Raw genomic sequence first — 14,747 nt, 5'->3', positions numbered from 1 at the left:
GGATTACTCCGAACCTAGCGATGCCTCCGGCGGGCTACGCGCCAACGCTCTTCAACATCATATAATGCAAGTTTTTTAGCGGTGGGAGAAAAAAGAGTCTATTTCTAGCCTAAATGCGTGTTGCAGGGTGATCTGATAACAATCTTTTCTGATGCTTTAGACAGTATAACTCTTATGGAGTCTGGTTTTTAGGATTTGCTTGCATTTTGCTCAAAGAAAAACTGTAAAATGAAAGACTATTTTTAATGACGATTTTTTAGATTAAATGGTGCGATCGCCCGTTGTAGACATCGTTTTTATTCGACAAGATGATAGGGGTGGAATTAGCAAAAGCAAGATAGGGTATACCAAACCTAAAGCGGTTATATCTGATCAGAATTGATAAACTGGTAGGTACGGAACCGGAGGTGAAAGACTTATGCTTAAATACTCCCCAATTATCAGCGCATCCCTTGAAATTATGGGCGGTACTCCAGTTTTTGCTGGAACTAGGGTTCCCGTGCAGACGCTTCTGGATTATCTTAAGGCAGGCGAATCGATTAACGATTTTTTGGATGGATTTCCAACTGTTAGCAGAGAGCAAGTTATCGCCTTGCTTGAGGAGGCTGAAAAGCAGCTTGTTGGCATGGTGGCATAGCATGAAACTCTTGTTGGATGAGTGTATTGACCGCAAACTAGCGAGGGAGTTTGTTGGCTATGAGGTGCAAACGGTTCCTCAGATGGGATGGGCGGGGGTAAAGAATGGTCAACTTCTTGCCCTTGCAGAAGCAAACTTTGATGTTTTCATCACTGTCGATCGCAACTTGTCATTTCAACAAAATCTACCACAGTTCGATATTGCGGTAATTGTTTTACAAGCACAATCTAACCGTTTGATAGATATGAAACCTCTAGTACCGAAGGTTTTAGCTAGTTTAGCCACGACAGTTAAAGGGCAAGCCATAGTAGTCAGTTTGTAAAAATAGAGCCTAGTAGTTGTGACCTTCAACTTCGGAATGCGCTCAGTTTTGTAGTTTTCAATTAAAACACCAATAAATTCCATTAGCGATCGCACTTCAACATCATAGTAATGCAATTTTTTTTGGCGGCGGGAGAAAAAAGAGCCTATTTCTAGCCTAAATCCGAGTTGTAGAGTTATGTAGTAATAATCTATTTTAATGCTTCAGATAGTATAACTCTTATGGAGTATGGTTTTGAGATTTTGCTTGCATTTTGCAGGGTTCATTATGGCAGATTCAACTATTTGTATTATTTTATGATACTAAATTATAGCGATAGCCTCAACTCGACAATAAGCTATTATAAAACTGATAAAGTCAGAACTTTTGCATAAGGGTGCAATGCTTGTTAGCGAGATTTACTCAGCATCCTTTGATCCCACAATACCTATTTCTCCATTTCGGACCCAATCCTCCCAGTATGGGCATCTTCTTTTTAGAAATTCTCTTCGCTCATCAGTTATATCTATTGTTTTATCAAAAGCTTCATCTATACCAAAAATCTTCGATAACCTATTTGCCAAATGAGGCCCTAGCTTAAAAGTTGGAGGAATAGATAATGCTTCATATTTACCATGAACATTTAATCTAATTGTTATGGCATTATGAAGTTCTCTATCACATGACAGCCTATCATAACTCATTAATTCCATGCCATCTGACATTAATGACATGCGTTCTTTTGACTTTATTGCATCAGACTCAAACTCATTTATCCTACCATAGATTAGGATCATATGAAGTTTCATCTGCCTTTCGTTTCTCATATAATCAGGAATCTGATATTGCTCTAAAAATTGCTGCACATTTGAAGGGCTACTAAACCAAGTTTTCCACTGCTCTAGCTGATTTCTTGCCTGTGTGAAATCAGATGTAGGTTGACCGTTCTTTTTGAAAATCTTTTTAGAAGGACTTTCAATCTCAATTAAGGTCGGATACCAGCCAGAACTGTGTGTTGCTATCCACATAAAATCAGGAATCCTTGTTGTCAGTCCCTGCAACTTAGGCTGTGTAATTAATGCACAATGCAGCGGATAATGACCAGATTTAGTTCCTGGTGTCCAAGCTCCCGGAATAAAAGATGGGTTTTCTTCAAAGAATTTCTGAAGCTCTTTTTCTGAAGCTGTAGTATCAAGCAGTACCTTATATTTTTTATTACGTTCTTCGCTATATATATCAATATCAAATTCTTTTGGGCCTTTCTCTATAATGTATGTCTTTTTAAAAATCATATTTTGATAACTAGTTATTATGTGGAAAAATTTTAGTGTACATACCTTGGCAAATTGCATCCTAACAGGATGTCAAAGTTTTGATTCATAGTATATATACGGTATTTTCTTAGATAACATCAATATCTAAGTACTAGACAGATTTTGTCCACAAGAAGTAGACCGTTGTAGCGATCGCATTCACTCGACAACCAGATTGCGATCGCATTAAACCGTCCAATCGTCTATTAATATTAGCTTCAGGCTACATCCGTTTAAGCAACTCATCATACTCATCATGTGCGCCAATCTAATACCAGTAAATGCTATCGGACTCCAACAAACCCAGAACACGATAGTTAAGACTGACACGAGCAGAGTAAATCGGTTGTCTCTGGCTGACTTGCTTAAATTGAAGACTAGGGTGATACGGATCTGCTTGCCAGAGTGCATAGGCTTTTACAGCCTGTTCTTGAACTGATGCAGGAAGATCGCTGAACTGCTTACGAAAGGTTTTGGTTACACTTGATTTCATTTTTGAGGTGGAAAAACAGTATCAAGTGGAACTGTTTCGCCGTTTGCGATCTCTTCTAGTACCATTGCAGCCATCTGATCCCACTGAGTATCCGTTGTCGCTGCAAAACGATTTTCCCAGTTTTGCTCATCTTGCACTTCTGCCAAAAGCCTAGCTGCGATCGCATCTTGCTGATCGGGAAGAAGTTTTTCGATTTGAGCGATCGCCTGTCGAAGTAGTTCAGTCATAGCTCAGTAGGAGTAAACACCGCAATTTCATCCAGTTTCTTTATTTTAACCCTACGCATTTAGAGATTGTGCATTCACTCGACAACCAGCTTGCGATCGCGTGATGAAGGGATGCGATGTCTACGACGGACTACGTCTACGCATTAAACTGTCCAATCCTCAATTAACAATCCGGGTATCTTGCTGAAATCTTGATGATTGCGCGTTAATAAAACTAATTTACGAGATAGTGCGACACCGAATAGCCAGTCGTAGACATCGCAGTAACATTCCCTATCATCCCATACAAATTACTTTGCGGACTTAATTGATCGCTTCTATGCTTCGGCTTCAAGACCTTGTTGTGCTGAGGATTCTAAAATTTTTGTCTGCTGCTCTTTGTACTGAATAAGGTTAGGATATTGCTTTTGAAGTTCAATGTAGTAATTTACCAACTTCTGGGGGTTGTGTCCATTCTCCAGAGATATAATGTGGCGAATTTTACGTATTTGGTTGATTGCCTCATTATTCTTCGTCATTTTGCGCTTTGACTATCTTTGCTAATGCCTGATACTCCAATATTACCGTCTTTAATTTAGCACCTAAGCGATCGCCCCAACTCGACAACACGCCACTGCATATTTAGAGATGATGGGTGCGATGTCTACGACGGGCTATTCGGTGTCGCATGATGGAAAACACAATCAACATACTCAGATACGCCTTTATAGACTGCACAACCAACGAGAAATAGATGCGACTTGGTTATCTTGATTTAAATTAGCAGCGTTACTGAGAGTGCCGTTTTCCAATTGATTCCAGATTTCGCCTGCCATCCTTCTGGCGATCGCTGATCCTACGAAGAAAATAAGAGGTGAATGCCCTACTCTAGAAAATGCTTCACGTATACGATTGAGTGCTGCTTGTGCAGTTTTCCAATGCTCATCTGCGCCTGCGGGATCTATACCCCCCTTAAGTTCACCAAGGGCGATAACGTATGGCGCAACTACAGATGGTTCAATGGCGCTAGATTTGTTGGCTACTAACTCTGCTGGGTTCAGGTTAAACAAACATAGATCGACATTACTTCTAACTAGCGGGACAGTCAGGTTATAAATTAGTGTGCGACTACCAATCTCGCTCTAAGAGCTTATTCCCCGTAAAGATAACTCAATTTCTGAATCATTATTTGTCATGGCTATCCACTTTTTACTCTTTGAGTGTTGCCAGTGGTATCTTATACCTGCGATCGTGAGAGTGGAAAGAATTGCACGAGTTAGCTTTCTTTGTGCCAACGCGCCTCCAATATTTCGCATTGAGCCACCAAGCGTGTCACCACGAGTCAGTAAAAATCTAAAAACCAATTCCTCTGGAAAGTTTGCACCTGCTGGTTCCAGAAAATTTTTGATTAGACCATTTATAGCTTCTACCTTATCTTCTGACATCAGGTGCGCTAGAGATTTATCAGATAAGCCTGCCGCAGTTAACAGTCCCATCTCGATGCCCTTAATCTTTAGTAATTTAACAGGACTCTCAGCTTGAGCAGCAGCTTCTTTAAGTGCCCTTGCTTCTGCAACATAGGGTGTAGCACGTCGATTTTTCTCTAGTGCAAAAGCCACAAAACCTGCACGGATTGCTTCATAAATTTTTGGCTTTCCCATAAAGGAGTTGGCGTACTTCTTCTGGGAAAATCTCATGTTCGACTGCTAAAGCACAGCGTTGAGACTTTTCTTGTAGAGTAGCAATAGCATTGATCAATTCTCGAAACCAACGATCAGCAAATTCAGGATTTTGCTCTCGATACTAACGATAGGCTTGCTCAATCTGAGCTTCTGCAATTGGGGTAATCTCAACTTCAAATGTCATACTTTTGCTGCATTTCTTGGACGAAATCCCCAATAGGGCGAGTTTGAGCGGCGTTGAGTTCCTCTAAGCCTTGCCCAATACCTGCAATTGTCTCTAACTGATCAATCAGTTGGCGTAGTTTGGTTGGATTGATTTTGCTAGGATCGAGAAAGGTGAGGAGAACTTGGGAGCGATCGCCAACATCTTGTGGTAGCTCAGTTAGCTGAATTTGCCCATCCTGATAAATGCCTTCGATGGTTCTGATCATGAGTTGTTGCTGGGTTGGTATTTCTTTTAATTCTATCAACTAGCGAGGCTAGGGCTGCATCTAGAATTCCCGCCTGCTCAAAAAAAGCTTTCCGGCGACATCAGCATCCCTCACAATTGTGTGTGAGATCCACAAGAAATTGACTAATTTTCGATAGCATTACTCAGAAATCCAAATTGGTTTGGAGAGAAGCTATAGGCGATCGCAACACCTATAGATAAAGTTTGCCATATTCAATCATTAGCGATAACTTGCAGATCAATACACTTGAGGAACAAAAAACTGCTCATTGCGGGGGGCGCGAAGATAATCCTCAGCCACAGGTCTAGACGGAAGCTCTAAGGGAGGAGGTGTCATATCTTCGTAAGGAACTTTGCTCAATAAATGATGAATGCAGTTGAGCCGCGCACGTTTTTTATCATCCGCTTCAATTGTAAACCAGGGGGCTTCTGGAATATTTGTGTAAGCAAACATCGTATCTTTTGCTTTGGAGAATTCTACCCAGCGATTACGTGATTCCAAATCCATCGGGCTGAGTTTCCAGCGCCTTGCTGGATCGTGACTACGAGAAAGAAAGCGTTGCTCTTGTTCTTCATCACTGACTGAAAACCAGTACTTAATTAAAACAATGCCCGATCGCACCAGCATTCGTTCAAATTCCGGGCAAGATTGCATGAATTCTTGATATTCTGCTTCAGTACAAAAATCCATCACTCGTTCAACTCCGGCTCGGTTGTACCAACTGCGATCGAAGAGGACAATTTCGCCTGCTGTCGGAAGATGTTGCACGTAACGTTGAAAATACCACTGAGTTTTCTCGCGATCGGAAGGGGTTCCCAAAGCAACTACACGACAGCCACGAGGATTGAGTGGATCGGCAATGCGTTTAATTACTCCTCCTTTGCCGGCAGCATCGCGCCCTTCAAATATTATGACAACCCGATAGCCAACGTGCTTAATCCAGTATTGCATTTTGACTAGCTCAATCTGGAGTTGCTCTAGTTCAGTTTCAAAAGTCTTTTTGGGAATTTTCTTGGCAAAAACTTCAGTGCTACCATCAAAAATCCGTTTGGATTTTTTAGATTTTTTCTTGTCTTTTGTCTTTACTAGGCTTTCTATTAAACCTGTAGCGGGTTGAGCTAGATCATTATTTTGCTGGTTTTCAACTTTATCAATTGACATTGCAGTGACTCCATGCGATTGAATCTACATAATTAGAGTTTATCGAATCATAAGACTATTTCACCTTTCCTTATTTTGTTGCAGTTGTTTGATCTTTTCTCTCAACAGACGAACTTGAACAGGTTTGTTACGAAACCAGTCTGTTGACCAAATGCGGTGAATTTTCCAACCAAGCCTTTCAAGCACTTCTTGTCTGAGGCGATCGCGATCTCTGGCAGTAGGTGAACTATGGTAAGATGCACCATCACACTCAATCCCCAGTAAAAACTCTCCTGGATGATTGTTATTGACTACAGCCAAGTCAATCCGGTAGCCTGAGCATCCAACTTGGGTGCGGATAGTGTATCCCTCATCAACTAAGGTATGATAAACATCTTCTTCAAATGGCGAGTCAAAATGCAGCGTATCTGCGTAAGAGTTACCTTGCAATTTTTCTCCACCACTGGCTGCATATTCCAAGTAATCATGCAGTGCTTTTATGCCTTTGCTTGAGGTGCGTGTTGTGTCGATGTCACCAGCCACGATGGAAGAAACGAGTGTAATTTTACTTTTTGCACGCGTGACGGCGACGTTGAGCCGTCGTTCTCCACCTTGTCGATTTAGGGGGCCAAAGTTGAGAGAAAGCTTACCTTGATCATCACGAGCATACCCAACGCTGAGTATGATTGCGTCTCGCTCATCACCCTGAACGTTTTCTAGTGCTTTCAGAAAAAACTGGGGTGAGTTGTCACTACAAAACGTCTCAAGATCAGGATATTCTTTCCCCAAAATCTCGATTTGCTCCCGAATCGCGTCGGCTTGGGCTTCGCTGAAGGCAATAATACCAAGAGATTGTTCGGGAAATCGTTGAAAATGCTCCAACGCTAACTGAGCAACCACTTGAGCCTCACGCCTATTATCTCTGCGTTTACCGCGATCGTAAACGCCATTAGGAACGTGTCGAAACCAGACTCCCAAATCTGGATTTTGCACTGGGTTTGGAAATGTAACTAATTTAGATTCGTAAAAATTACGGTTGGAGAAAGCTATCAAACGCTCATCTTGACTGCGGTAGTGCCATTTCAGCGTGCATCCTCCAAGCATAAACTTTGAACATTCGTCCAAAACGCTTTCATAGCTTGCATCATCCTCATCATCGATATCTTCTTGACTGTCTCCAGTTGAAAAGAATGATGTGGGAGGAAGCTGCTTATTATCCCCAATCACAATCACTTGATTAGAACGGATAATTGAAGGAACAACATCCTCAGTCCGAAGCTGGGATGCTTCATCAAAGATGAGAACATCAAAATGAAATATATCTGGATTTATATATTGACTAACAGAAAGCGGACTCATCATCCAGCAAGGTTTTAAGGCTTTAACAAGATTTGGTATCCCTTTTTGTGTGTCGTTAAGAAGTTTACGAATAGGCAAATGGCGGCTTTTTTTATTCGCTTCTTTTTTCAAATTTGGCAATTCAGCTAGAGCGAGTGAAGTCTTTTCCCAGTTTTGCCAGCGTTGCACATGAAGCTGTTTTAGACGTTCTCTAGCAGTATTTAGTTGGTTGAAATCGAGTTTAGAAAACTCTTTGATTACCCTTTCGTGTACTTCAATATTAAAATTCTTCAACTCAGGTTTTTTGGCAAGAATAGCATCAAGGCATATTTGATAAATTCGCTTTTCTAAAACTGGAAACCATTGCTCGGTTTGAATTTGATTTTCACGTAAAGCATCCAAAAACTTATTAGTTCCCAGATTTTCGAGTTTCTGATAAGTTTCTTTATAAGTCAGCCATTCTTGAAAATAAGGCAGTTCCAATTGAGCCAAATTTAAGAAACTTTCTAGTTCGATAAAAGTAATTTTATTACGAGATAGAAAAGAGTCTGTTATATCACTTTCGTCGAAGTGCGATAATAGAAAATCTAATCCTTGCCTAATATTGTGATGGGCTAACTCATATTTCTTAACTAATTCAGCCAGTTCGCGCCGTTTAGAAGGAGAATTTAGAATGTGCTGGACTGACTCAGCAGGAAGCAAGTACTTTTGTAAGCCAATCAACCAATTAAAAGCTTGTTCAATTTCTTTTAACTCTGCTTCACTAGAAACTTCAGAGTTAAATAAAGAGCCGAAAATCTTACGGGGCTGGTAGTCAATATCACTCATCCTATTTTTTACAGACTCAATAGGATTAGGTTTGTTATCGCGCAAAGCATCTAAGAAATCTTGGACTCCTAGATTTTCTAGTTGCCCATATATTTCTTTATATGTCAACCATTTACGGAAGTCGGGTAAGTCGGATTGAGCTAGGTTTAAGAAAGTTACCAGTTCGGTAAATAAAATTTGATTATGAGGCCGATATTGCCCAATAATGTCATTCTCATTAAAGTATAAAAATAAAAAATCCATTCCCTGACTAATATCTTCAGAAAGGGATTCAAGTTTCTTAACTAATTCAGCCAGTTCGCGTCGTCCAGAAGGAGAATTTAGAATCTGCTGGACTGACTCAGCAGAAAGCGAATATTTTTGTAAGCCAGTCAACCAACTTAAAGCTTGTTCAATTTTTTTTAACTCTGTTTCTTTAGAAACTTTGGGGTTAAATAAAGATCCAAAAACCTGACGGGCTGGATAATTGCTTTGATATAGTTCGTTGCGTGCAGCTTGTATCTGAACAGCTTGTACCAAATCACGTTTTAATTCGTTGTGGGAAATCTGTCCCTCTTTAGTGCTTAGTTTCTTCAAAAGCTTGATATCGCCTCTGTATTTGGGATTAAAAATCCTAATCAACCAAAAGCGACTATATTTCTGATATCTATTAGCTAAAGCAGGTAATTCTGAGGAGAATAATTCAGGATGATATTTTTGTTTTAAAATTGGCTCATTTTCTTCTAGGAATTTAATATCACTTCTTAACTTCTTAAACGCAGCTTGAACATTTGAAATATCCGATTCATTCCAATTATCGGGTAAATCATCTGGAGCTTTTAATATCTGTTGAAGGGTAGGAAAGCAAGCTTCTAGATTTTCTAAATTTAATAAAGGTTGAATTCTTAAAATTATCGGAATCTCTTGGCTAGCTGTCTGGATAAGAGAAATTGCTTGTTGAATTTTATTGAGTTTATGCTTTATTCCTAGCTCTAGCGTTTCAGAACAAGACTTTAAGGTACTTTGTGACCAAATAGTTGTTTTTTCTTTTCTTAAGAATAGTAGAAAACAAGAAAGCTGGTCTAGCAAACTTTGTGCTTCTTGCGAAAGCGTATTTTTTTCAATCTCTTGAACATCTGTTTGCAGAATAGTGAGAGCATTTTGAGCAATCGATATATCTACTCCAGTCCAGTTTTCTGGAAGATTGGATGGAGCTTTTCGTATGTAGTCTAGGGCTGGATAACATTTATCTAGAGACTCTAGATTTAACAAAGGTTTAAATTGTAGAATCTGCTGTAGTTCTTGATTAATTTTTTTTGTTGAAAAAATTGCTTGCTGAAATTCCTCTATCTTCTCCGTAATTTGCAATTCCATCTCATAGGAATAAGAATCTAGAGAACTTTGTGCCCAAATAGTTGTTTTCTCTCCTTTAAAGAAAGGTAAAAATTGTGCTAATTGATTTAATAAACTTTTTGCTTCTTGTAATTTGCTAGGATTCCATTGGCTAAAGTTGGAAAATATGATGTTTGTGCTAGGAACTACTTCGCGTTCTTTTTTCAAAAGCTCACCAAATATCTCAAATGGTGATTTTTCTAAAGGTTTTTCTTTAGTGTGTAAACTTGTCAGATATAATTTTAGCGATTGACGACTAGAAACAAGCCGTTCAAAGAAAAGGTGATTATTTTCTGCACTGTAAATTTGTTTAATATATTCAATAGTTTTCGATAAATTATTTACAAGCTCTCGCTTATCTGTTGTACCACTATGATGGAGATTAAGACACACATGGTCTAAACCACATTCAGCCATGCGCTTATAAACTATACTCAGTGCTGTTGCTTTTTCTGCAACTAATAAAACTGATTTACCTTCGCCAATCAGTTCCGCAATTATATTTACAATAGTTTGACTTTTGCCCGTTCCTGGTGGTCCTTGAACAACAAAGCTAGAACCAGCTTTCGCGGCTTCAATCACGACTTGCTGGCTAGAGTCAGCATCAAGAATTTGAAATATTCGTTCAGGTTTAACTTGTGAATCTAGAGCAGATGCAAGTAAGGGTTCTTTATAGTTAGACTGATAACTAGTTAAATCGCCACTAATCGCTTGCAAAATTGGGTGGTCAAAAATTCGAGCTTCATTTTCGATAATGTCCCGAACCATTGCAGCCTTTGCATTGGAAAATAGCGAGAGAAATACATTCTCTTTAATTTGCCATGTCTTTTGTTGTGCTAACAATTGGCGAATCTGTGTAATTAATTCGTTATAAGTTTTTCCTTGTATAGCTTCTCCCTCTGGAAGCTCAATCCCAAAAGTTTGCTTTAACTTTTGTACCAGCGTTGGATTTAATACAACATCTTCCTCTAAGACAGATATTTTATAAACATCTTGTCTAGGTTCTTTAATTAACTCTACAGGTACTAAAATTAGTGGTGAGAGCAAAGCATCTTCGGCTTTATCCTTGTCATACCAAGTCAAAGTTACAAACGCCAAAAAGAGGCTATTTACTCCTCGCTCTTCAAATGATCGTCGCGCCTCAAGACGCAATTTATTTAGCCGTTTTAGTTGCTCGTTGCCTATTTCACGAGTAATTAATTCAAGGAGATTTTTTTCTGCTGGTAATGCTTTAGTTTTTTCCAAATAGGTAATATCTTGATGTTCGCTATCATTGATTAAAAAACCAAGCGATTTTTTCTCTTCAGTTAGCTTTGTGAAGATAACATCTGGTTTTTCTGTGATAATTTCTAAAGTTCGAGGACTATCTTGCCGAAACTTGATGAGAGGATTTCGTCGTCCTAAGTCAGCCAGCCCAGCTTTCCACTTTGCAATTTTTTGAACAAGTTTTTGTTGAGAGTCTGAAGCTGACTGTCGCATACTCGTTTTTTTCGTAAATAGACCTACTGTTATTATACTGGCCTTTTACTGTGTGAGTATTTGCCCCGATCGCTACGGATTCATCCGAATCAAGTCAGTTAAAATATTATCCAAGCTACCGTTAACTTGAATCCGATCGATCTTCTCTGCAATCCGCTCTAATACTTCCAGTTCCTTCAAACGCAATGCAACATCTAAACCAACTGAGCTAATCAAACGATATAGTTTAAAGTACTCGGCGGTATCCGCTCATACCAGAGATTGGCGCACCAGTTAGGCTTATAGAACCGAAACTATAGCTTTGTAACTTTGTAACTATCCCGCTCCAAATTTAGTACATAGAAATTGTGAGGTGATACAACTACACCTATCGTAGACATCGCCTCAATTTGATCCATGCTCACAATTCATTCTTGTGGTTCAGTCTGGAAAAGCCAGTCCAGTCATGGGGTCACGGATATATAACCCTAATGTGAGACTACGCATCACTTCATCCCAAATGGGTATTAGCGGCTCTGCTTGATCTACCCAATAATCGAATGTAATCAAGCACTGAACATTAGACCCCAAACCAATGCAAGTCCGCGAAAAAGCTTCCCGTGGTTCTGCCTGGGTGTCAATGAACTTCATCTCAGTCCACACAATCCTGGCGGTTTGGCGCTTGACGGTAAAAATTTCTCCCCTTGCAATTACGTCGCGGCTATCGTCTTCCATGACTTTTTTCAAAGTAGATTTTAGCGGAAACTGGCTCCAGTCATTGGGTGGCAGACGATTGAAAGATACTTCCAAGCAGCAGTCGTCGTTGGGCGGTTTTTTATCCATGAACTTGAAGGATTTTTCTTGTGGCTCAAAAACCCAATTCTGGGGAACATTGAAGCGAACAGCGCCTCTATCTGCTACAAAAATTTTGTAGCCTGATGGAGATTCCCAGCGATGATCAGGTTTGAGTTCAAGCGTTTCTTTAATCCACTGGAGATTGCTTTTTTTACGCTTTGCCATAGTGTTTTTGTTCTCTCTGCTGAAGAAGGCGTAGGTGTAGCCCGTCGTAGACATCGCTCACTTTGTTAATATTATCAAATTGCCAGTAGTAGAGTGTATTCTCCTGCAACCCAACCCACGTTACAGGAGGGATGCACAAGAAGTAGCCCGTCGTAGACATGGCACTGAGGCGTGTGGAGCGTTTGCGTAGCGTCTCGTAGAGAAGCTAATCATAAAGTCTCTGCAATTGCTTTGCTTCGCTGCTAACGGCCTACGAAGTTTTTCTCAGTAGGAATTCAACCGTGGTCTTAAACTACACCAATAACTTACACTTATTTAGCGATCGCCTGCCCTTACTATGATTAGAACTGGTAACAGCATTAGGAAAAATGTATAAAATCGAAAATTTGGGATATTTGAGATGATGGTGCGTTGCGCTTTGCGACAACGCATCCTACAGTTTGATGCTGAATACTTTCGGGTCTAGCGCTCTTGTTAGAACTCGTAGGTAAAAAGTTTAGGCAATCTCTATACTTAGATATTTGGATTGTAACAAGGCTATGATCTTCGGCGACACTTCATCGGATGCAGCCTAAACTATGACTGTCACATCATAGTTTGCCCAAAACTCGGCAGCAAAAGGATTGAGCTAGAGCCATCCCTTAACTAAACAGCGATCGCAAAAAATTTGTAAGTCGCCTCTCACGAATAAACATACCAAGGGCTTGCATTAGAGGGATTTTATTTAGCCCAACCTCTGGCTGGGGATAAATCTGCTGCAACACATACAGTAATTAGAAAAACGAAGTTGAGTAATTACCAAATTGTATTTTATTGCCAAAAAAGTCTAAAACGCAGATATATTTATCTACTTAGATAGATGCTATATAACTACATATCTTCCTAAAGGAAGATAGATTTTCCAAAAAACTACTTTTGTTAGACTATAAACTTGAAAAAGAAATAGTAGATATATATTTCATTCAATGATATTCATCAGATAAATATGATATATCTTAGTGTTTTGTTAATGTTTACCAGCTATGATGCCAGAGTAGTGAATGATCATGATTCAGACTTGAATATCTAGGGATAGTTGTGTCATCCGGGAAAAATGCCCTAGATTTATCCCCCAAGCTGCAAAATGTAGCTGAAAGCAAGTATTGAATAGGTAAATCTTTAAGGTGAGAAGCATGAGTTATACTATCGATTCCGCACGCAATATTTTCTCTAGCACTCAAGTGGCAGATGCTGTTCCAGCCACTACAGCAATGTTTGCTGAGCTCAACATTGATGATCAACTGGCATTTCTCTGGTATGCCTATGCAGAACTAGGTCGGACAATTACTCCAGCTGCTCCCGGAAAAGCAAATCTCCAATTAATGGAAGGTATATTCAACGATATTAAGCGGATGTCTCATGAAGAACAAACGCAATTAATGAGAGATTTAGCGAGTAATGCTGATACTCCTATCAGCCGTTCTTATGCATATTTTGGTGTCAACGCTAAACTAGGATTCTGGTGGCAGTTAGGAGAGTGGATGAAACAGGGTATCGTCGCTCCTATGCCAGCAGGCTATCAAATGTCAACTCAAGTTAAAGGAGTACTAGAAGCAGTTCAGAGAATTGATCAGAGTCAGCAAATTACTGTTCTACGCAATACTGTAGTAAATATGGGGTTCGATCCGTCTCTGGCTGATGACAAACAAGCACAAGTTATAAACTTTAAGTTCACACGTACATCCCTAAGCCCCAAATTCACTATTGAGGGAGTTACAGAACCAACAGTGTTGAATTACATTGAAGCCATGAATGCAGATAACTTGGAAGCTGCTGTTGCTTTATTTGCTAACAACGGTGCGCTGCAACCGCCTTTCCAAAAACCAATTGTTGGTCGAGAAGCGATCACTGCCTACCTACGGGATGAAGGACAGGGGTTAGTGATGAAGCCAACCAAAGGCGTTTCGGAAACTATAGAAGATGGTTATACACAGCATAAAATTACTGGTACCGTCGAAACTCCTTGGTTTGGAGGTAATGTTGGCATGAACATTGCCTGGAGATTTTTACTCGATCCTCAAGGTCAAATTTACTTTGTGGCTATTGACTTACTTGCTTCTCCCAAAGAACTGCTTAACCTAACCCGCAAGTAAAACTTCGGCTCTATCGCTCTTTTATGATTCCTAATATTAAATCCATGCTTTTTTAAACCTGTTCTCCTTATGCAAAAAGGATTTTGCAGTTTTTCAATTTGGGATTTAATAAGAGCATAAGTCACTTTAGTATAAGTGGAGCGATAGAACCAAAACTTCTTTGCTTTAAATTTGGAGTACTTTCTTTTAATACCAAAGCAATTGCGCTTGTTTAACCGCGATGATGATCAATTAAATAGTATCTCAATTAATGCTCGGTTCACCTAGAACCGAGCTTCAGTGAAATGTAGGCAAACTATTGTAAATTTGCGGTTTCTTTAAATCAACCTCAACTACGTCCCTCAATTGAAAAGCTAGATTAGAAAAAGTGGAATTT

The 14,747-nt window shown here is 39.7% G+C and carries 12 protein-coding genes and 1 pseudogene; 3 read left to right on the top strand and 10 right to left on the bottom strand.

Going from position 1 to position 14,747, the window contains the following annotated elements; translation table 11 throughout:
* The first annotated feature begins 418 nt into the window (after positions 1 to 418).
* Together V7K15_RS07515 and V7K15_RS07510 are read left to right on the top strand one after the other, a co-directional pair.
* Positions 419 to 637, top strand: a complete 219-nt coding sequence (locus V7K15_RS07515; protein ID WP_334904443.1) for a DUF433 domain-containing protein — start codon at positions 419 to 421, stop codon at positions 635 to 637.
* Between the two features lies 1 nt (position 638).
* On the top strand, positions 639 to 959 hold the full coding sequence (locus tag V7K15_RS07510) for a DUF5615 family PIN-like protein (RefSeq protein ID WP_334904441.1): 321 nt from the start codon (positions 639 to 641) through the stop codon (positions 957 to 959).
* A 398-nt stretch (positions 960 to 1,357) separates the two neighbouring features.
* Here V7K15_RS07510 and V7K15_RS07505 read toward each other — a convergent pair whose 3' ends face one another.
* The 10 genes and pseudogenes from V7K15_RS07505 to V7K15_RS07460 form a co-directional block, all read right to left on the bottom strand.
* The gene (locus tag V7K15_RS07505) at positions 1,358 to 2,290 is read right to left on the bottom strand and encodes a Shedu anti-phage system protein SduA domain-containing protein (RefSeq protein WP_334904439.1); all 933 of its coding nucleotides are present in this window, start codon (positions 2,288 to 2,290) and stop codon (positions 1,358 to 1,360) included.
* Between the two features lie 229 nt (positions 2,291 to 2,519).
* Positions 2,520 to 2,744, bottom strand: coding sequence for a type II toxin-antitoxin system RelE family toxin (locus tag V7K15_RS07500; protein ID WP_334904437.1), 225 nt, complete (start codon positions 2,742 to 2,744; stop codon positions 2,520 to 2,522).
* Entirely contained in the window at positions 2,741 to 2,971 is a 231-nt protein-coding gene (locus V7K15_RS07495) for a hypothetical protein (protein ID WP_334904435.1), read from the bottom strand. The genes V7K15_RS07500 and V7K15_RS07495 overlap by 4 nt, the downstream gene beginning before the upstream one ends.
* 317 nt (positions 2,972 to 3,288) lie before the next feature.
* Positions 3,289 to 3,489 carry a hypothetical protein gene (locus V7K15_RS07490; RefSeq protein WP_334904433.1) on the bottom strand — a complete coding sequence of 67 codons (201 nt, stop codon included), beginning with the start codon at positions 3,487 to 3,489 and terminating at the stop codon, positions 3,289 to 3,291.
* A 186-nt stretch (positions 3,490 to 3,675) separates the two neighbouring features.
* Positions 3,676 to 4,611, bottom strand: a pseudogene (locus V7K15_RS07485) (type II restriction endonuclease).
* 194 nt (positions 4,612 to 4,805) lie between these two features.
* Positions 4,806 to 5,063 (bottom strand): hypothetical protein, encoded by a 258-nt coding sequence (locus V7K15_RS07480; protein ID WP_334904431.1) that lies wholly within the window; start codon positions 5,061 to 5,063, stop codon positions 4,806 to 4,808.
* A 258-nt stretch (positions 5,064 to 5,321) separates the two neighbouring features.
* Positions 5,322 to 6,245 carry a polyphosphate kinase 2 gene (gene ppk2, locus V7K15_RS07475; RefSeq protein WP_334904429.1) on the bottom strand — a complete coding sequence of 308 codons (924 nt, stop codon included), beginning with the start codon at positions 6,243 to 6,245 and terminating at the stop codon, positions 5,322 to 5,324.
* Positions 6,246 to 6,305: 60 nt separating this feature from the next.
* Positions 6,306 to 11,240: a DUF4011 domain-containing protein gene (locus V7K15_RS07470; RefSeq protein WP_334904427.1), complete on the bottom strand. Its 4,935-nt coding sequence runs from the start codon at positions 11,238 to 11,240 to the stop codon at positions 6,306 to 6,308.
* Positions 11,241 to 11,312: 72 nt separating this feature from the next.
* Positions 11,313 to 11,456: a hypothetical protein gene (locus tag V7K15_RS07465; protein ID WP_334904445.1), complete on the bottom strand. Its 144-nt coding sequence runs from the start codon at positions 11,454 to 11,456 to the stop codon at positions 11,313 to 11,315.
* 204 nt (positions 11,457 to 11,660) lie between these two features.
* Complete coding sequence (locus V7K15_RS07460) at positions 11,661 to 12,239, bottom strand: hypothetical protein (protein WP_334904425.1); 579 nt, start codon at positions 12,237 to 12,239, stop codon at positions 11,661 to 11,663.
* A 1,172-nt stretch (positions 12,240 to 13,411) separates the two neighbouring features.
* On the opposite strand from V7K15_RS07460, the gene V7K15_RS07455 reads away from it, so the two are divergent.
* Positions 13,412 to 14,371 (top strand): orange carotenoid protein N-terminal domain-containing protein, encoded by a 960-nt coding sequence (locus V7K15_RS07455; protein ID WP_334904423.1) that lies wholly within the window; start codon positions 13,412 to 13,414, stop codon positions 14,369 to 14,371.
* Positions 14,372 to 14,747 lie beyond the last annotated feature (376 nt).

Source organism: Nostoc sp. (genome assembly GCF_036919815.1).
Lineage (GTDB): Bacteria > Cyanobacteriota > Cyanobacteriia > Cyanobacteriales > Nostocaceae > Nostoc.
This window is presented reverse-complemented; position numbering and strand designations above follow the sequence as displayed.